Source organism: Mesorhizobium sp. M7D.F.Ca.US.005.01.1.1, from assembly GCF_003952545.1.
GTDB lineage: Bacteria > Pseudomonadota > Alphaproteobacteria > Rhizobiales > Rhizobiaceae > Mesorhizobium > Mesorhizobium loti.
The window spans coordinates 5,827,225-5,844,708 of sequence record NZ_CP034453.1; the positions used below are offsets into that span (position 1 = coordinate 5,827,225).

Genomic DNA, 17,484 nt, shown 5'->3' on the forward strand with positions numbered 1-17,484 from the left:
CTGCCACTCAAGCCTCTACCGTCTGTTAATGAATTTATTGTTGCCGATCACAGCTCCTTGAGACCTGGATCAGCCGACAATGCTTGCACTGCGCGAAATCATGCGACATGAGAAGCGCCGCGGCCGCTCCCGGCCCGCGCCGACCTAGTTTGGAGATATCTGGTCATGGCCTTTCTTGCGGACACCCTTTCCCGCGTGAAGCCTTCTGCCACCATCGCGGTGACGCAGAAAGCGCGCGAGCTGAAAAATGCCGGCCGTGACATTATCGGCCTCGGCGCCGGTGAACCGGATTTCGACACGCCCGACAACATCAAGAATGCGGCGATCGAGGCGATCCGTCGTGGCGAGACCAAGTATCCGCCGGTTTCGGGCATTGTGCCGCTGCGCGAGGCGATCGCGAAGAAATTCAAGCGTGAGAACAATCTCGACTACAAGCCCGAGCAGACCATCGTCGGCACCGGCGGCAAGCAGATCCTGTTCAACGCCTTCATGGCGACGCTGAACCCCGGCGACGAGGTCGTCATCCCCCGCCCCTACTGGGTCAGCTATCCCGAGATGGTGGCGATCTGCGGCGGCACCTCGGTGTTTGCCGACACCTCGATCGACAACGGCTTCAAGCTGACCGCTTCCGTGCTGGAAAAGGCGATCACGCCGAAGACCAAATGGCTGCTGATGAACTCGCCGTCGAACCCGTCTGGCGCCGCCTACACGGAAGCCGAACTGCGCGCGCTGGCCGATGTGCTGTTGAAGCATCCGCATGTCTGGACGCTGACCGACGACATGTACGAGCACCTGACCTATGGCGATTTCGTCTTCAAGACCATCGCCGAGGTCGAGCCGAAGCTCTACGAGCGCACGCTGACCATGAACGGCGTCTCGAAAGCCTATGCCATGACCGGCTGGCGCATCGGCTATGCCGCGGGTCCCGTCCAGCTGATCAAGGCGATGGACATGATCCAGGGCCAGCAGACATCGGGCGCCTGCACCATCGCGCAATGGGCATCGGTTGAGGCGCTCAACGGCCCGCAAGACTTTATCGCCAGGAACAAGGCGATCTTCCAGGGCCGGCGCGACCTTGTCGTGTCGATGCTCAACCAGGCGCGCGGCATTACGTGTCCGTCGCCGGAAGGCGCTTTCTATGTCTATCCCTCTTGCGCCCAGCTGATCGGCAAGAAGACCAAGGCCGGCAAGCTGATCGACACCGACGAGACCTTCTGCTCGGAGCTGCTCGAGGCCGAGGGTGTCGCGGTGGTGTTCGGCTCGGCTTTCGGCCTTGGCCCCAACTTCCGCATCTCCTACGCCACCTCGGAGACGCTGTTGGAGGAAGCCTGCACGCGCATCCAGCGCTTTACCGCCTCGTTGACCTGATCGGCGCATAGCATCGCAATCAATGAAAACCCGGCTCGACGCCGGGTTTTTCGTATTGGCCAGATAACATCACTTGCCATACTGCTCGCCGCTGACCGGCTCCAGCCAATCGACATGGACATCGTCGAGCGCCTCCTGCATGGCGATATGCGTCATCGCCGATTTCGGCGCCGCGCCATGCCAGTGCTTTTCGCCTGGCGCAAAGGATATGACGTCGCCGGCCCTGATCTCCTGAACCGGCTCGCCCCATGTCTGGGCAAGCCCGGCGCCCACGGTGACATAGAGCGTCTGGCCAAGCGGATGCGTATGCCAGTGGGTGCGCGCGCCCGGCTCAAAGCTGACCAGCGTGGCCCGTAGCCGCGCCGGCGCCTCTTTTTCGATGATGGGCGTCTGCAGCACCCGGCCGGTGAAGTATTTTTCGGGCGCTATGACGGTTGGCACGCTGCCACAGGCAATGATCTTCATGGTTGATGGTCCTTGATCTCTGACCGGCTGGCGGCAGAACACCGCCTGTCCGGGCGTTGGCGCAAATGACATTGGCGCAAGCCGCCACCTTCCTCCGATATGCCGCGCCGTGCAACTGCGATCGGCCTTCTCCGCCATCCTGACGGCATCCGCGGCAGGCTTCTTAACCATGAACGTTCGATCACCGGCACGGGCGGCCAAATCGCCGGCCAGGCGTAGCCGCCTCAAGGGCTTTTTAACGCCTGCCCTCTAGCCCTTGCCGGCGGGTGCAGGGGTGATGAGATGAGCATACTGGCGACGATCAGGGACCACAGTGGCCGCATCTATCGCGGCATTCAATTGTTGCTTTTGATCAGCATCGGCGCTGCGGTGCTCGGCGCTTTCGACATCTCGCAAAACCTGCCCTCGGGCGCCTCCTTCACCGTCTCGATCCTGGCCACCGGCCTGGCCCTGCTGGCGCTGATGTATATGCGCAGCAGCGTCGTCCATCGCTTGCGGTCAGCAGCCGTCGCCGAGGCGGAAAAACATCATTTCCTGACCAGGGACGCGATGACGGGGGCGATGACCCGCCGCTATTTCCTCGAAGCGCTTCATGACAGTCTCGGCAGCATGCGCGACCGGCGCGATGCGACCTTGCTGCTGATCGACGTCGATCACTTCAAGCAGCTCAACGACACGTTCGGGCATCAGTTCGGCGACCTCGCCTTGGCTTATCTGGTCAAGACATCAGAGCGCATCTTTGCCGGCGGCCTGGTCGGACGGCTCGGCGGCGACGAGTTCGGCGTCATCATTCCCCACGGCGATCTCGCCGCCATCAACAAGGATGTCAGGCAATTGCTCGATACCATGCGGGCCGGCAAATCGCATGAGGGCAAGACCATCCCGCTCTCCATTTCTATCGGCGTGGCACTGGCGCCGACACATGCCTCCAACACGACGGAACTGATGCTGGTTGCCGACCTGGCGCTCTATGAAAGCAAGGCGGCGGGCCGTGGCCGCGTCACCGTATTCGACGAGGAGATGCTGTCCGACAAGCGCTACCGCCGCCTGATCGAGCGCGAACTGCGTGCGGCCGTCTATCTCGGCGAACTCGAGCTGCACTACCAGCCGATCGTCAACCCGGACGGATCCGCTTATGGTTTCGAAGGGCTGATCCGCTGGCGCCATCCGGTTCGCGGCCTGATCTCGCCGGCCGAATTCATTCCGATCGCCGAGCGCTCGACCCTGATCGACATGCTCGGCGAATGGGTGTTCAAGCGGGCTTGCGCCGACATCGGCCACTTCCCCGGTCGCCGCATCTCGATCAACGTCTCCGGCGAACAGCTGAAGCGCGACGAGATCGTCACCATGTGCGACCGCGTGTTGAAGGAGACCGGCCGTTCCGCCGCGCAATTCGTCATCGAGATCACCGAGACGGTGGCGACCGCCGCCACGCCCGAGATCCTGCGACGCCTCGAAGCGTTGCGTGGCCTTGGCTTCCACATCGCGCTCGACGATTTCGGCACCGGCCATTGCGGCTTCAACTATCTGAAGACCTTGCCCATCGACAGTATCAAGATCGACCGCTCCTACATCCGCAGCCTCGCCCATGACCAGGTGGCGCAGATCTTCGTTTCGGCGCTGGCGCAGATCGCGCGCATCCAGGACGTCACTATCGTCGCCGAAGGCGTCGAGACGCAAGAGGAGTTCGCCCTCGCCAAGGCCGCCGGCTGCAATCGGTTCCAGGGCTATTTCTTCGGCAGGCCGGCTCCGCGCGACAAGGTTGCTTCCCTGCGCGCCGTCCATGCCGATCCCCTGGCGCTGAGCGCCTGAGGCCACAGAGAAGATTTCTATTTTTCTTGCCCTGCCGGCAAACAAGTGGGACGATGGCTTTGGGCAGGTGGCACTTGAAAAGAACCCCGCCCGCGACGGTCGAACAGGCCGGCCGCCGCTCAGGACCGATTGACCACGCCTGAACCATGCATGCCAGTCGGTCCTACGGGAAACGCCTGAGTGGAGGTCAGTTATGGGTACTCGCGCCGGAGGACGACGCACGGGACCGAAATGCATTGCCATAGTCGGTCCCTTTGCAAGCGGTAAGACGACACTTCTCGAAGCCATACTGGCCCGTACGGGCTCAATTCCCCGACAAAATCCCGTTTCATCAGGCAACACCGTTTCGGATCATTCGCCCGAGGCGCGCGCCCACGCCATGAGCGTCGAGGCGACAATCGCCACCACTGAATTCATGGGCGAGCAGATCACCTTCGTCGACTGTCCCGGCTCCATCGAATTTTCCTTCGAGGCCGAGCCGGTGCTGGCCGCCTGCGACCTCGCGGTGGTCGTAGCCGAGGCCGACGAAAAGAAGATCCCCGCCCTGCAGCTGATCATGCGCAAGCTCGACGATCTCGGCGTGCCGCGCATCCTGTTCCTCAACAAGGTCGACAAGGCAATCGCCGGCGTGCGCGACACGCTGAAGATGCTGCAGCCGGCCAGCGCGGTGCCGCTGCTGTTGCGCCAGATTCCGTTGCGCAAGGATGGCGTCGTCATCGGCTCGATCGATCTGGCGCTGGAGCGCGCCTACATCTATCGCGAGTATGCCGAAAGCGAGGTGGCTCAGATACCGGGCGACGACAAGGCGCGCGAACTGGAGGCGCGCTTCTCCATGCTGGAAACGCTGGCCGACCATGACGACCAGCTGATGGAACAGCTGCTCGAGGAGATCGAGCCACCCAAGGACGCGATCTTCGACGACCTTGCCGCCGATCTGCGCGACGGCGCGGTAACGCCAGTGCTGATCGGCACCGCCGAGAAGGGCAACGGCGTGCTGCGCCTCCTGAAGGCGATCCGCCACGACGCGCCGGACATCGAGGCGACCCGCAAGCGGCTCGGCGCACCCGACGGCGCCGCGACCTTGGTCCAGGTGATGAAGACCATCCACACGCCGCATGGCGGCAAGCTGTCGGTGTCGCGCGTCCTGTCCGGTCAGGTCGTCGACGGTTCCGAACTCTGGCTGCCCGGCGGCGACACGGCCAAGGTCTCCGGCATCTACCGGATGCTCGGCAAGGACCAGTCCAAGCTGACCATCGCCAAGGCCGGTGACACGGTGGCGCTGGGCAAGCTGGATGAGGTCAAGACCGGCCAGACGCTGAGCTCGGCCAAGGGCGGCGCCAAACAGCTGTTCCAGTTCGAGCCGCCGCAACCGGTCTTCGCCTTCGCACTGCGCCCCAAGGAGCGCAAGGACGAAGTGAAGATGTCGGCCGCCATACAGCGGCTGGCCGAGGAAGACCCGTCGCTCAGCCTGCGTCACAACCAGGACTCGGCCGAAACCGTGCTGTCGGGCCATGGCGAGATGCATCTGCGTGTCGTGCGCGAACGGCTGGAGGGCAAGAACCAGATACCGGTCGAAGGCCATGCACCGGCGGTGCCCTATCGCGAGACGATCCGCAAACCGGCGCAGCAGCGCGGCCGTCACAAGAAACAGTCCGGCGGCCATGGCCAGTTCGGCGACGTGGTGATCGAGATCAAGCCGCTGCCGCGCGGCTCCGGCTTCCAGTTCACCGACACCATCACCGGCGGCGTCGTGCCGAAGACCTACATCCAGTCGGTCGAAACCGGCGTGCGCGATTATCTGAAGTCCGGGCCGCTCGGCTTTCCCGTCGTCGATGTCGCCGTCAACCTGTCGGATGGCTCCTACCACGCGGTCGATTCCTCCGACATGGCCTTCCAAATGGCGGCCAGGCTGGCCATGAAGGAAGGCATGGCCGCGTGCTCGCCTGTGCTTCTGGAACCGGTGATGAAGGTCGAGATCGTCACACCGTCCGACGCCACCTCGAAGATCATCGCACTCATCCCGCAGCGGCGCGGCCAGATCCTCGGCTATGACGCGCGGCCTGACTGGCCGGGATGGGATGTTGTCGAGGCAACCATGCCGCAAGCCGAGATCGGCGACCTGATCATCGAGTTGCGCTCGGCGACCGCGGGCGTCGCCAGCTACCGTGCCGTCTTCGACCACATGGCCGAACTCACCGGCCGTCTGGCCGACGAGGCGATGAACACCGACGGCAAGGCTGCCTGACCCGTAGCACCATCACACACCCCTCGAACCTCGGTTCGAGGGGCAAAAAGAAAACGACGCCCGGCGGGGACCGGACGTCGTTTTGTTCGCGGACCGTTTCCTTGGGAGGTAAAACGGCAGGTCCGCCGCATTTGATGCCGCCGAACTCGGCGGAAGAAACGGTTCGGACGCGGTAGCCGCCTGAGCCCGGGCCGTACGAGTGATGCCCCCATCTCCCGTTCGAACCACACCGCGTCCTATGCTGTACATAGCAGGTCGCGGCCGTCCGGGATATGTTACCAGAGGTTACATGTCACTGTTACGTGGCAATTGTGATGGATTTTTTGGTCAACCCAGCAGGGCACAGGCAACAAAAAAGCCGGATCAACGAAGATCCGGCTGAGTTTGATTGGAAGTGCCTGTTAAGGCTAACCTCCAGAGGGGAACACTCTAGGGCGCTAATGGGAGGAGAACGCGCCCAGGAGATGATCTATATATGTGCTCATCATGCCCAAGAAACAAGCATCTATTTTGCAACACACGCATGCAAAAAGACGCAGGCTGTGGTCTAACCCATTCCAGGAGCCAATAGGACCAGCAGAATCGCCCAAATGGAGCGCTGAACCGGGCAGTTGTCACTAGAGAATCGCGAATCCCCGCCGGTTTTTGCCCCAAATTGCCAAAACTGCGTGATGATGTGGAAGCGGGCAGCAGGCGTTCATTTCTAAGGCAATCGGGGAGGAAGCAGCCAATGCGGACGTTTTCGGCGATCGCGGGCAGTGCGGCGTTCTTCATTGCGGCACCCTGCGTGGTTGCCGGGCTGGTGCCCTGGCTGTTGACAGACCGCTGGGGCTTGCCTTGGTCAAGCCTGCCGGGCTTTGTGCCTGTTGGCGGGCTCCTGATCGTCGCCGCGATCGCAGCACTCCTGCATGCCTTCGGCCGCTTTGCGCTTGAGGGCCTCGGCACGCCCGCTCCGGTCGCCCCGACTGAGAGGCTGGTGATCGGCGGCATCTACCGCCATGTCCGCAACCCGATGTATGTCGCCGTGCTGTCGATCATCCTCGGCCAGGCGCTGCTGTTCTCGAGCTGGACGCTGGTCGCCTATGTCGTCATCGGCGCGATTGCCATGGGCTCCTTCGTGCGGTTCTACGAAGAGCCGACATTGGCCCACCGCTACGGCGTCGAATACGAGACCTACCGCCGCAACGTGCCCGGCTGGCTGCCTCGCCTGACGCCCTGGCGGGATTAACTTCAGAACAGCGAGAAAATCAGAAGGACCAGCTGCGCGCCTTGGCAATGATGAAATCGCGGAACACGTGCAGCTTGGCCTGGTTCTTCATCGCGTCGGGATAGGCGAAATAGGTGTCGAAGGACGGCACTTCGGTCTCCGGCAGCAATTGCACCAGGTCGGAGTCCTTGCTGATCACATAGTCGGGAAGCATGGCGATGCCGGCACCGCCCTGCACCGCACGCTTGATCGACAAGATGTCGTTGATCTGCAGCGTCGGCACCCTTTGTCCGCCGTCGAAATCGCCGACCGTTTCAAGCCAGTTCAGCTCCGACAGATGCGAGGGCACCGGCACGCCGAAAGTGACGATGCGATGGCTCTTCAGCTCGGCGACGGAAGCCGGCTTGCCGTGCTTGGCGACATAGGATGGCGCCGCGTAGAGGTGGAAATGCACGGTGAACAGGCGGCGCTGGATCAGGTCCGGTTGCTGCGGCTGGCGCAGCCGGATGGCGCAATCGGCCTGGCGCATGGTGAGGTCGAGTTCCTCGTTGGCGAGGATCAGCTGCAGGCTGATTTCGGGATAGAGCTCGATGAATTCCTGCACCCGCTCGGTCAGCCAGCCGGCGCCCAAGCCCACCGTCGTCGTCACCCGAAGCACGCCCGACGGGCGGTCCTTGGTCTCGGTCAGTCGTGACTTGATGGTCTCGAGCTTCATCAGCACGTCATGCGCCGTGCGGAACAGCATTTCGCCCTGCTCGGTTAGCACCAGCCCGCGGGCGTGGCGGTTGAAGAGCGGCACGCCGACATCATGCTCGAGTGCGCTGACCTGCCGCGAGATCGCCGATTGCGACAGATGCAATGTCTCGGCCGCATGGGTAAAAGACCCCGCCTCCGCCGCAGCGTGAAACACGCGTAGCTTGTCCCAGTCCAACGCCATGATACCCCTCGTTCTGTTTTGGCGTCTGAATGAAAAATCAGGCTTTTACACGGCGTTTCTAAGCCGCTCTCTGAACTCTCTACTCGGCCGCTTCGCGGTGCACTTCGATGCCGGCCAGATATTTCTCCGCCTCAAGTGCGGCCATGCAGCCGAGCCCTGCCGCCGTCACTGCCTGGCGGTAGATGTCGTCGGTCACATCGCCGGCCGCGAACACGCCAGGCACGTCGGTGCGGGTCGAATCCGGCGCCGTCCACAGATAGCCGTTCGGCTTCTGCTTCAGCTTGCCGGCGAACAGTTCGACCGCCGGCGCGTGGCCGATGGCCACGAACACGCCGTCGATCTTCAGATGCGTTTCCTCGCCGGTCACCGCGTTGCGCAGCTTCAGGCCCTCGACCGAAGGCGGCAGCGGCGTCTTGCCGGGACGGCCGGTGATCTCGTCGACGATCGTGTCCCAGATGACGCGGACATTGTCCTTCTTCAAGAGCCGCTCGCGCAGGATGCGTTCGGCACGGAAATCGTTGCGCCTGTGAATGACAGTAACGCTCCTGGCGAGGTTCGACAGATAGAGCGCCTCTTCCACCGCTGAATTGCCGCCGCCGATGACCGCGACATCCTTGCCGCGATAGAAGAAACCGTCGCATGTGGCGCAGGCCGAGACACCGAAGCCCATGAAGGTCTGTTCGGTCGGAATGCCCAGCCATTTCGCTTGCGCGCCGGTGGCGATGATCAGCGCGTCGGCGGTGTAGGTGGTGCCGGAATCACCCTTGGCACGGAACGGCCGCACATTGAGGTCGACCTCGGTGATGATATCGTTGATGATGTCGGTGCCGACATGCTCGGCCTGCTTGAGCATCTGCTCCATCAGCCACGGACCCTGGATCGGATCGGCGAAGCCGGGATAATTCTCGACATCGGTGGTGATCATCAATTGGCCGCCCTGCTGCAGCCCGGCAACCAGCATCGGCTTCAGCATGGCGCGGGCGGCGTAGACCGCTGCCGTATAGCCGGCCGGGCCGGAACCGATGATGAGAACGGGCGCGTGCTTGGTGGTCATCTAAAGCCTCTGCGGAGGGCGCCGGCAATTGCGGCATGGAAAACTCGGTCTGTATCGCGCGTAATGTAAGTGTTGCCCACGACACCAGCAAGGCAAGTTGGCGTTCGTCCCCGGAAAGCTTTGTCGCACCCTGTTGCCCGCTTGATCCTGCGAAATATTCCGGGCGAGGGATGGAATGGACAGCGAAGTCGTTTAATTACAAAATCACGCAAGATTCTTGCGTGTTGCCCCTGACTTCTCGAGAGCCCTCATGCCGCTCAAGGCCGACCTCGACGCCATCGACTGGAAGATCCTGCGCGAACTGCAGGGCGACGGCCGCATGACCAATGTCGAACTGTCGAACCGCGTCGGTATTTCTGCGCCACCATGCCTGCGCCGCGTCAAGCGGCTGGAGGAAGCCGGCATCATCCGCGGCTACCGCGCTTTGCTCAATGCACCGGCGCTCGGCCTCGATGTCGTCGCCTTCTGCTTGATCGGCCTGCATCACCAGGCCGACGCCGAGTTGCGCACCTTTGCCGAACGCACCCGCGGCTGGCCGATCGTACGCGACGCCTGGATGGTGTCGGGCGAATCCGATTTCCTGCTGCATTGCGTGGCAAGCGACCTCGGCGCCTTCCAGACCTTCGTCATCGAGGAGCTGACTTCAACCCCCAATGTCGACACGGTGCGCACCGCACTCACCATCCGCCGGGTCAAGGATGAAGGGCTGGTCTCGTTTGCACAGCCCTGAGTCGGTTTGAACGCCAGCGCCACATCGGGCGTGGCAGATGCGGGTTGCGGGCTTCGCCATATCAGGGCCGCTTTGGCATTCGATAGGCTGTCGTGTAGAAAGCCGGATCGTTCTGCCGTGGCCCGCCCTGTTGGTTTCCTAAAGCAATTCCAGAAAAAGTGTGTAACGGTTTTCCTGGGAAAAGCGCTTAGCGCTTGGGGATTGCGTAAAAACAGATGGCGCAAAGCAGCGCAATTCCGAGAACAGTGTGCCGTAGGGTGGGACCATGACTCGATTTGCTAGCCCGGTTTCGGCGCTGGTCATCTGCATGAACGAAGCCGACATGATCGGCCAGTGCCTGGAAAGCGTCGACTTCTGCGCCGAGATCATCGTCGTCGATTCAGGCTCGACGGACAGCACCCTGGACGTCGTCCAGGAGTTCATCGCCAAGGGCTACCCGATCAGGCTGTTTCACAACGACTGGCCGGGTTTTCCCCGTCAGCGGCAATTCGCCCTCGATCAGGCCACGCAGCCATGGTGCCTTTCGATTGAAGCCGATGAGGCCATCGACGACCTGCTCAGGCAGTCGATCATGGACGTGACGCAGCCTCGCAATGTCGGCTTCGACGGATGGTACATAAGGCGCCGCGACAAGCTGAAAGGCTATGGCTATGCGCACCGCTGGGTGCTGCACAACAGGCTGCTGCGTCTCTTCCGCCGAGACAAGGCCACCATGGACCTCAACTTGCGGGTCCATGAATCGTTCGAGGTGCCGGGCGAAACCGGCACGATTGAAAATGGCGTGCTGCTGCACCGCCGCGAAATGAGCATCGCAGAGGACTTGGCCAGGGCCAACACCTACTCCAGCCTCAAGGTTGCCACGCTGGTCGAACGAGGCAAGAAGCCAGGCTTGGTAAAGCTGGTGCTGTCGCCGCTCGGCAACTTCCTGAAATTCTACCTGGCCAAGCGCTACTTCCTGTGCGGCCGGCACGGCTTCGTCTATTCGATGATGGTGATGGTGTATTCGTTCGCCACCGAGGCCAAGCTTTATGAAGCCTGGCGAGACAACGATCCGGCGTGAGCCGTCACCGCTCGCCTGACACGGCACCAAGTCCCGCTATTGCGGCGAGCAGGCCGTTGAAATCCTCGCGGTCGCGCCAGGGCCCGACCGTGAAGCCCGATTGAACTGCCGCTTGCCCGTCGACCAGCCAGCCCTGCGAGAGGCCGGCACGCTGTCCCGCCTCCATGTCCGCCTTCTTGTCGCCGACGATCAGCGAACGCCGCAGATCGAGCCCGAGGCGTTTGGCCGCCTCCAGCAGCATGCCCGGATTGGGCTTGCGCATCGGATGATCTGCGACCGCAAGTGGGCCGGAGCCCGCTTCGTGATAGGCGCAGGCCAGCACCATGTCGACGAATGCGCCCTCGCCACCTAGCAATTCCAGCACGCGGCCATTGACGGCAGCGAAATCGCCCCAGCCGTAATAGCCGCGCGCGATGCCCGACTGGTTGGTGACGATGATGACGGGAATGCCGGCGCGGTTGGCGGCGGCGATCGCTGCGGCGATATCCGCGCGGAGCACCATTTCGGCTGGATCGTCGGGATAACCGGTATCGATATTGATGGTGCCGTCGCGGTCGAGGAACAGCGCCGGCATACCGGCGGGAAACACCGTCCGGCCGACCCGCTCGACCCATAGGCCGGGCTCCGCCAGCGGATAGGGGCCGGACGTCGTGGAATCAGCCATTGCTGAGGCGCGCTTCGACCACCTCGCACAGATAATGATAGAGGCACAGATGCCCCTGCTGGATGATCGGCGTCGAGGTCGACGGCACGTTGAGCAGAATGTCGGACAAAGGCTTCAGCTTGCCGCCGGTGTCGCCGGTCAGGCTGATCACCGTCATGTCCATCATCCGCGCCTGTTCGGCGGCGGCGAGGATGCTCGGCGAATTGCCGCTGGTCGAGATTGCCAGAAGCACACCGCCGGCCGCGCCATGCGCCTCGACCTGGCGCGAAAACACCGTGTCGAAGCCATAGTCGTTGCCCCAGGCCGTCAGCACGGCGGCATTGGCCGGCAGCGCGATGACGTTGTAGGCCTTGCGCTCCTTCAGGAAACGGCCGACCAGTTCGCCGGCAATGTGGATGGCGTCGCTGGCCGAGCCGCCATTGCCGCAGATCAGCAAGGCTTTCCCCGACGAAAGCGCCGATACGACGGCGCTCGCCGCCCGCTCCATCTCGCTGGTCAGGTCGCGCTCGACCGTGGCTGATATGGCAGCCGCCGAGCGGACCAGGTAATCGTTCAAGTCGGACATGAAACCCTCAGTTTGTCGTGCCGCCAGCGCGCAATTTGCCGATTGTGTTGGTGGTGCTCTTGCCGGCGACAAGATCGACCAGCACGACGCGGCCGCCGGCTTTCTGCACCACATCGGCGCCGACCACGGTGTCGACGGTGTAATCGGCGCCCTTGACCAGTATGTCGGGCAGCAGCGCTTCGATCAGCGCCAGCGGCGTATCTTCCTCGAACACCACGACCGCATCGACCGAGGCGAGCGCCGCCAGCACGCAGGCGCGGTCGTGCTGGTCGTTGACCGGACGGCCGGCGCCCTTCAGGCGCCGCACCGAGGCATCGCTATTGAGGCCGAGCACCAGCCGGTCGCACTGGCTGCGCGCTGCGTGCAACAGGCTGACATGGCCGGCATGCAAGATGTCGAAGCAGCCATTGGTGAAGCCGACGCTCAAGCCTTCTTCCTTCCACGCCGCGACCATGCGCGCGGCCGATGCGGCATCGAGGATGGCGTCCTTGTGGGCGGTCGGTCCATGCGAGCGGAACAGCGCGCCGGTGAGTTCCTCGACCGTCAGCCGCGCGGTGCCGCGCTTGCCCACCACGACGCCGCCAGCCGCATTGGCGATCGAGGCCGCCATGACGGTATCGGCGCCTACGGCCAATGCCAGCGCAAAGCTCGCGATCACCGTGTCGCCGGCGCCCGAGACGTCGAACACTTCGCGCGCCTGGGTAGCGATGTGGCGTGCCTCGGTCGGGCCGACCACGCTCATGCCCTTTTCGCTGCGCGTCGCGACGACGAAGTCGAAACCGTGCGCCGAAATCAGCTGGCGTGCCGCGGCCACAATCTCGTCATCGGCGAACACCGCATGGCCGACGGCCTCGCCAAGTTCCTTGCGGTTGGGGGTGATGGCGGTCGCCCTGGCATAGCGCACATAGTCGCGGCCCTTCGGGTCGACCAGTACCGGTTTTCCCGCCTCTCGGCAGATGGCGATCAGATCGGCGGCGACGCCATCGAGCAGGATGCCCTTGCCGTAGTCGGACAGGATGACGATGTCGGCGCGCGGCAGTGCATCGCGGAAATGCCGGATCAGGCCGGCGCGCTCCGCAGCACCGAGCGGCTTGATTTCCTCCTCGTCGAAGCGAAGCACCTGCTGGTTGAGCGCGCTGAAGCGGCTCTTCGACGAGGTCATGCGGCCGCGCTCCTGCGCCAGGCCAGCCGTGTCGACGCCAAGCTCGCCGAGCATCCGCACCAGGCTGTCGCCCGCCACATCGGTGCCGATGACCGAGACAGGAACAGCGGTGGCACCGAGCGAAACGATGTTGGCCACGACATTGCCGGCGCCGCCCATCGTCGCGGTCTCGCCGCGCCCGTGCAGCACCGGGATCGGCGCTTCCGGCGAGATCCGCTCGATAACGCCGTTGACGAAACGGTCGAGGATGAAGTCGCCGACCACCAGCACGGTGGCCTGGCCGAACCGCGCAATGGCGCGGTGCAGGGGTTCGGGAGAAGGCGGATTGTGCTTGATCATGTCACTGGCAACGCATGGAAAAGGCCGATTTCAATCTTGCTGGTCATCATCATCAGACAGGCCGGATCGTTCATGGCCCAGATCGTTCATGGCAAAGCCGATATACCGCAAATCCATGCAGTGCAACGGCAGGGCATGACCGCGAGGCCCGGGCGGTCAGCTCTTCTGCAAGGCGACATGGACACCCAGCCCAACCAGCACCGCGCCGCCGGCCCGCTGCATAAGCCGCTGTGCGCGGCTCGAACGCCGCAAACGGCCGATCACGGCGCCCGCCAGGAACACGCAGACGACATCGGCCGAGGAGAACATCAGATTGACTGTTGTGCCCAGCACGACGAACTGCAGCCAGACCGGAAATGCCGCCGCGGCATCGATGAACTGCGGCAGGAATGCCATGAAGAAGATCGCCGTTTTCGGATTGAGCACCTCGACGGTGATGCTCTCGAAAAAGGCACGTCGTGCCGATTTCCGCTCGATCGCGGGCAGCGCCGTGTCACCCTCCGCGCGCTTGCGAAACAGCGAGACGCCGAGCCAGATCAGATAGAGCGCGCCAATCAGCTTGACCGCCATGTACAGCGTCGGCACGGCGTGAAATAGCACCGACAGGCCGGCGGCGGCGGCGAAGACATGCACATAGCCGCCCAGATGAATGCCCAGCGCCGCCGTCAGGCCGGACCAACGGCCGCGCGCCATCGTCTGCGCGGCGGCGTAGAGCATCGCCGGGCCGGGAATGTAGGCGAAGATCGCCGTGGTGGCGAAAAACGCCAGCAGCAGTTCGGTCGACGGCATTTCTTTGTCCCTCACGATCATGCCGAGCGGCACAAACCGACTGAAGCGGAAGCTTTGCGGCGCCACTGTGACATCCGCTCCGTTGCCTGCTTTATCGACAGCCCACCCTGCCTCCCTTATAAGGGCCGGAATCGGCAAGTGAAACGCGTATCAGGGCCAACCACATGATCATCGTCACGGGCGGCGCCGGCATGATCGGCTCCAACATCGTCGCCGCACTGAATGCCGAAGGGCATGACGACATCTTCGTCGTCGACGACCTCACCGATGGCCACAAGATCGCCAATCTCGCCGACTTGCAGATCGCCGACTATCTCGACAAGGACGATTTCCTGCCCCGCATGGAGGCCGGCTCGCTCGGCCGTATCGAGGCCGTCTTCCACCAGGGCGCCTGCTCGACCACCACCGAGTGGAACGGCAAGTTCATGATGGAGGTGAATTATGCCTTCTCGAAGCGGCTGCTGCATGCCTGCCAGGCGCTGCGTGTGCCCTTCCTCTACGCCTCCTCGGCTTCCGTCTATGGCGGCGGCGCCGAGTTTCGCGAGGATCCCGCGCTCGAGCGGCCGCTCAACGTCTACGCCTATTCCAAGAAGCTGTTCGACGATTATGTCAGGCGCACCGTCTTCGACACCGATCATTCGCAGGTCGCGGGCCTGCGCTATTTCAACGTCTATGGCCCGCGCGAAGGGCACAAGGGCGCCATGGCCTCGGTCGCCTTCCATCTGTTCAACCAGGTCGAACGCGGCGAAAATCCCAAACTGTTCGGCGCTTACGATGGCTTCGGACCGGGCGAACAGAGCCGCGATTTCATCCATGTCGGCGACGTCGCCGACGTCAATCTGTGGCTGTGGAAGCGGGGCTCAAGCGGCATCTTCAATTGCGGCACCGGCCGCGCCCAGCCCTTCCGCGCCATCGCCGAAACGGTGATCGACACGCTGGGCAAGGGCGAAATCGAGTTCATCACCTTCCCCGACCATCTCAAGGGCAGCTACCAGAGCTTTACGCAAGCTGATATGTCCCGTTTGCGCGCGGCCGGTTACAATGGCCAATTCCGGACAGTAGAAACCGGTGTCAGAGACTATGTCGAATGGCTGAAAGCCCAACGATCCTCGTGATCGGCCCACGCTGGGTGGGCGACATGGTGATGGCGCAGTGCCTGTTTTCGGCGCTGAAGGAGATGCATCCCAACGCCGCCATCGATGTGCTGGCGCCGGCCTGGGCCGCGCCGCTGGTCAAGCGCATGCCCGAAATCCGCCAGCAGATCGACTTTCCGCTCAAACCCGGCGCGCTCGAATTCACCCATCGCCGCCGCTTCGGCCGCCTGCTGCGCGGCCGCTACGACATGGCCTATATCCTGCCGGGCAGCTGGAAATCGGCGCTGATCCCGTTCTTTGCCCGCATTCCGCGCCGTGTCGGCAATCTCAGGGAAATGCGCTACGGCCTGTTGACCGACATCGTACGGCTGCCCGACAGCGTCAAACGACGCACCGCGCAGGCCTATTTCGGCCTCGCCCAGGGCGGCAGCTTCCGGGCGCCCCGGCTGAGCGTGGACACGAAAAACCAGGTCGCGCTGCTCGACCGCTTCGGGCTGGCGCCGCAGAAATTCGTGGCACTGATGCCCGGCGCCGAATTCGGCCCCGCCAAGCGCTGGCCGAGCGAAAGCTATGCCGGTCTTGCCCGCGATTTCATGGGCAAAGGTTTGAAAGTCGCACTGTTCGGTTCGAAGAACGACCGCGACGTGACGGCGGAAATCGCCGCCCTTGCCCCTGGCCTCGTCGACCTCGCCGGGCAGACGCGGCTGGAGGACGCCATCGACCTGATATCAGCCGCCAGGCTGGCGGTGTCCAACGACAGCGGGCTGATGCATGTCGCGGCCGCCGTCGGCACGCCGATCGTAGCCGTCTATGGCTCGACCTCGCCCGAGAACACGCCGCCGCTGGCCGAGCACCGGGAACTGGTCTGGCTTGGCCTGTCGTGCTCGCCATGCCACCAGAAGGTCTGCCCGCTCGGCCACCTCAACTGCCTGAAGACGCTTGAAGTCGGCCAGGTCGCGGCGGCAGCGGACCGCCTGCTGGAAATCCCGGCCGCGGCATGAAGGTGCTGATCGTCAAGACATCCTCGATGGGCGATGTCATCCACACCTTTCCCGCTGTCGAGGATGCCCGCCGCCAGCGGCCGGACATAACCTTCGACTGGTGCGTCGAAGAAGCATTCGCCGGCATCGTGGCGCTTCACCCGGCAATCGACAGGATCCACACGGTGGCGATCCGGCGCTGGCGCAAGGCGCTGCTCGATGGCGGTACCTGGCGCGAGGCGGCCGCCTTGCGTCGCACCTTGCGCGATTGCCGCTACGACCTGGTTATCGACGCGCAAGGCCTGCTGAAATCGGCTCTGGTGGCAAGACAGGCGGGCGCACCCATTGCCGGCTTCGACCGCTCCAGCGCGCGCGAACCCTCAGCGACGCTGTTCTACGATGTCACCTATGCCGTGCCGCGCAACCTGCACGCCATCGAGCGGACGCGGCGGCTTTTCGGCCTGGCGCTCGGCTATCAGCCCGATCTTTCGACGCTGGACTCCGGCATTGTGCCGCCGGCCGGCAATCTGGCCAACATCCCCGGTAAAACCGCCTTCCTGCTGCACGGCACCAGCCGCGAAGACAAGAAATGGCCCGTCCAGGACTGGATCGAAGCCGCCCGCCTGCTGGTTGAGCGGGGAATGACGCCGGTCACCACATGGTCGAACGAGCGTGAGAAAACCGTGGCCGAAGCGATTGCGGGGGCCGCTCCGTCAACGGTCGTGGTGCCGAAATCGCCGCTGGCCGAGATCGCCGCATTCATCGGCCGCTCGACGCTGGTCATCGGCGCCGACACCGGGCTGACCCACCTTGCCAGCGCTTTCGGCCTGCCGACGGTTGCGGTGTTCCTGGCGACCGAGCCGGGTTTGACCGGCCCGCGCGGGCCCTATGCATCGACGCTTTTGGCCGCGCCTGGGGAGCGCGTTGCGCCGGCGGAGGCGGTGGCGGAAGCAGAGAGGCTGGCGGGACTTCAGGTCCTTGGCAGGCCCAATGCTGGTAAGAATTGAATTCAA

At 63.5% G+C, this 17,484-nt stretch carries 16 protein-coding genes; 9 read left to right on the forward strand and 7 right to left on the reverse strand.

The annotated features are described in order from the left end of the window. Positions 1-165 precede the first annotated feature (165 nt). A complete protein-coding gene (locus EJ076_RS28430) occupies positions 166-1,368 on the forward strand; it encodes a pyridoxal phosphate-dependent aminotransferase (RefSeq protein WP_126070111.1) in 1,203 nt (400 codons plus the stop codon). Positions 1,369-1,437: 69 nt separating this feature from the next. Here the strand turns inward: EJ076_RS28430 and EJ076_RS28435 are convergent, their stop codons facing one another. Next, positions 1,438-1,833 (reverse strand): cupin domain-containing protein, encoded by a 396-nt coding sequence (locus EJ076_RS28435; RefSeq protein ID WP_109659925.1) that lies wholly within the window; start codon positions 1,831-1,833, stop codon positions 1,438-1,440. Between the two features lie 282 nt (positions 1,834-2,115). Between EJ076_RS28435 and EJ076_RS28440 the strand changes: the two genes are divergently transcribed. The 3 genes from EJ076_RS28440 to EJ076_RS28450 all read left to right on the forward strand — a co-directional run bounded on the left by EJ076_RS28440 (position 2,116) and on the right by EJ076_RS28450 (position 7,118). Further along, complete coding sequence (locus EJ076_RS28440; protein ID WP_126070112.1) at positions 2,116-3,645, forward strand: GGDEF and EAL domain-containing protein; 1,530 nt, start codon at positions 2,116-2,118, stop codon at positions 3,643-3,645. A gap of 193 nt (positions 3,646-3,838) precedes the next feature. Next, positions 3,839-5,890, forward strand: coding sequence for an elongation factor G (locus tag EJ076_RS28445; RefSeq protein ID WP_126070113.1), 2,052 nt, complete (start codon positions 3,839-3,841; stop codon positions 5,888-5,890). A gap of 730 nt (positions 5,891-6,620) precedes the next feature. Then, complete coding sequence (locus tag EJ076_RS28450) at positions 6,621-7,118, forward strand: isoprenylcysteine carboxylmethyltransferase family protein (RefSeq protein WP_126070114.1); 498 nt, start codon at positions 6,621-6,623, stop codon at positions 7,116-7,118. Between the two features lie 19 nt (positions 7,119-7,137). On the opposite strand, the gene EJ076_RS28455 is transcribed toward EJ076_RS28450, so the two are convergent. After that, on the reverse strand, positions 7,138-8,034 hold the full coding sequence (locus tag EJ076_RS28455) for a LysR family transcriptional regulator (protein ID WP_109659917.1): 897 nt from the start codon (positions 8,032-8,034) through the stop codon (positions 7,138-7,140). Positions 8,035-8,113: 79 nt separating this feature from the next. Further along, positions 8,114-9,088: a thioredoxin-disulfide reductase gene (gene trxB / locus EJ076_RS28460; RefSeq protein ID WP_109659915.1), complete on the reverse strand. Its 975-nt coding sequence runs from the start codon at positions 9,086-9,088 to the stop codon at positions 8,114-8,116. 250 nt (positions 9,089-9,338) lie between these two features. Between trxB and EJ076_RS28465 the strand changes: the two genes are divergently transcribed. Both EJ076_RS28465 and EJ076_RS28470 read left to right on the forward strand, forming a co-directional pair. Then, entirely contained in the window at positions 9,339-9,818 is a 480-nt protein-coding gene (locus EJ076_RS28465) for an Lrp/AsnC family transcriptional regulator (protein WP_057144879.1), read from the forward strand. A gap of 265 nt (positions 9,819-10,083) precedes the next feature. Then, the gene (locus EJ076_RS28470) at positions 10,084-10,878 is read left to right on the forward strand and encodes a glycosyltransferase family 2 protein (RefSeq protein ID WP_109659913.1); all 795 of its coding nucleotides are present in this window, start codon (positions 10,084-10,086) and stop codon (positions 10,876-10,878) included. 4 nt (positions 10,879-10,882) lie between these two features. On the opposite strand, the gene EJ076_RS28475 is transcribed toward EJ076_RS28470, so the two are convergent. From EJ076_RS28475 to EJ076_RS28490, 4 genes are all read right to left on the reverse strand, one after another. Continuing rightward, entirely contained in the window at positions 10,883-11,542 is a 660-nt protein-coding gene (locus EJ076_RS28475; RefSeq protein ID WP_126070115.1) for an HAD family hydrolase, read from the reverse strand. Next, positions 11,535-12,107, reverse strand: coding sequence for an SIS domain-containing protein (locus EJ076_RS28480; protein WP_109659909.1), 573 nt, complete (start codon positions 12,105-12,107; stop codon positions 11,535-11,537). Before EJ076_RS28480 ends, EJ076_RS28475 begins: the two co-directional genes overlap by 8 nt. Before the next feature lie 7 nt (positions 12,108-12,114). After that, a complete protein-coding gene (gene rfaE1, locus EJ076_RS28485; protein ID WP_126070116.1) occupies positions 12,115-13,608 on the reverse strand; it encodes a D-glycero-beta-D-manno-heptose-7-phosphate kinase in 1,494 nt (497 codons plus the stop codon). Between the two features lie 156 nt (positions 13,609-13,764). Further along, positions 13,765-14,397, reverse strand: a complete 633-nt coding sequence (locus tag EJ076_RS28490; RefSeq protein WP_126070117.1) for a LysE family translocator — start codon at positions 14,395-14,397, stop codon at positions 13,765-13,767. A 164-nt stretch (positions 14,398-14,561) separates the two neighbouring features. Between EJ076_RS28490 and rfaD the strand changes: the two genes are divergently transcribed. The 3 genes from rfaD to waaC are packed head-to-tail and all read left to right on the forward strand — an operon-like array spanning position 14,562 to position 17,478. Further along, a complete protein-coding gene (gene rfaD, locus EJ076_RS28495) occupies positions 14,562-15,512 on the forward strand; it encodes an ADP-glyceromanno-heptose 6-epimerase (protein ID WP_126070118.1) in 951 nt (316 codons plus the stop codon). Then, positions 15,485-16,492 (forward strand): lipopolysaccharide heptosyltransferase II, encoded by a 1,008-nt coding sequence (waaF, locus tag EJ076_RS28500; RefSeq protein WP_126070119.1) that lies wholly within the window; start codon positions 15,485-15,487, stop codon positions 16,490-16,492. The genes rfaD and waaF overlap by 28 nt, the downstream gene beginning before the upstream one ends. Beyond that, on the forward strand, positions 16,489-17,478 hold the full coding sequence (gene waaC / locus EJ076_RS28505; RefSeq protein ID WP_126070120.1) for a lipopolysaccharide heptosyltransferase I: 990 nt from the start codon (positions 16,489-16,491) through the stop codon (positions 17,476-17,478). The genes waaF and waaC overlap by 4 nt, the downstream gene beginning before the upstream one ends. The last annotated feature ends 6 nt before the right edge of the window (positions 17,479-17,484 follow it).

Excerpts from the sequence above, each read along its gene's own strand:
- waaC (WP_126070120.1), top strand. The coding sequence starts at position 16,489 with ATGAAGGTGCTGATCGTCAAGACATCCTCGATGGGCGATGTCATCCAC.
- EJ076_RS28440 (WP_126070112.1), top strand. The coding sequence starts at position 2,116 with ATGAGCATACTGGCGACGATCAGGGACCACAGTGGCCGCATCTATCGC.
- rfaE1 (WP_126070116.1), bottom strand. The coding sequence starts at position 13,608 with ATGATCAAGCACAATCCGCCTTCTCCCGAACCCCTGCACCGCGCCATT.
- EJ076_RS28480 (WP_109659909.1), bottom strand. The coding sequence starts at position 12,107 with ATGTCCGACTTGAACGATTACCTGGTCCGCTCGGCGGCTGCCATATCA.
- EJ076_RS28455 (WP_109659917.1), bottom strand. The coding sequence starts at position 8,034 with ATGGCGTTGGACTGGGACAAGCTACGCGTGTTTCACGCTGCGGCGGAG.
- EJ076_RS28490 (WP_126070117.1), bottom strand. The coding sequence starts at position 14,397 with ATGCCGTCGACCGAACTGCTGCTGGCGTTTTTCGCCACCACGGCGATC.
- trxB (WP_109659915.1), bottom strand. The coding sequence starts at position 9,088 with ATGACCACCAAGCACGCGCCCGTTCTCATCATCGGTTCCGGCCCGGCC.
- EJ076_RS28475 (WP_126070115.1), bottom strand. The coding sequence starts at position 11,542 with ATGGCTGATTCCACGACGTCCGGCCCCTATCCGCTGGCGGAGCCCGGC.
- EJ076_RS28445 (WP_126070113.1), top strand. The coding sequence starts at position 3,839 with ATGGGTACTCGCGCCGGAGGACGACGCACGGGACCGAAATGCATTGCC.
- rfaD (WP_126070118.1), top strand. The coding sequence starts at position 14,562 with ATGATCATCGTCACGGGCGGCGCCGGCATGATCGGCTCCAACATCGTC.
- waaF (WP_126070119.1), top strand. The coding sequence starts at position 15,485 with ATGGCTGAAAGCCCAACGATCCTCGTGATCGGCCCACGCTGGGTGGGC.
- EJ076_RS28430 (WP_126070111.1), top strand. The coding sequence starts at position 166 with ATGGCCTTTCTTGCGGACACCCTTTCCCGCGTGAAGCCTTCTGCCACC.
- EJ076_RS28470 (WP_109659913.1), top strand. The coding sequence starts at position 10,084 with ATGACTCGATTTGCTAGCCCGGTTTCGGCGCTGGTCATCTGCATGAAC.
- EJ076_RS28435 (WP_109659925.1), bottom strand. The coding sequence starts at position 1,833 with ATGAAGATCATTGCCTGTGGCAGCGTGCCAACCGTCATAGCGCCCGAA.
- EJ076_RS28450 (WP_126070114.1), top strand. The coding sequence starts at position 6,621 with ATGCGGACGTTTTCGGCGATCGCGGGCAGTGCGGCGTTCTTCATTGCG.
- EJ076_RS28465 (WP_057144879.1), top strand. The coding sequence starts at position 9,339 with ATGCCGCTCAAGGCCGACCTCGACGCCATCGACTGGAAGATCCTGCGC.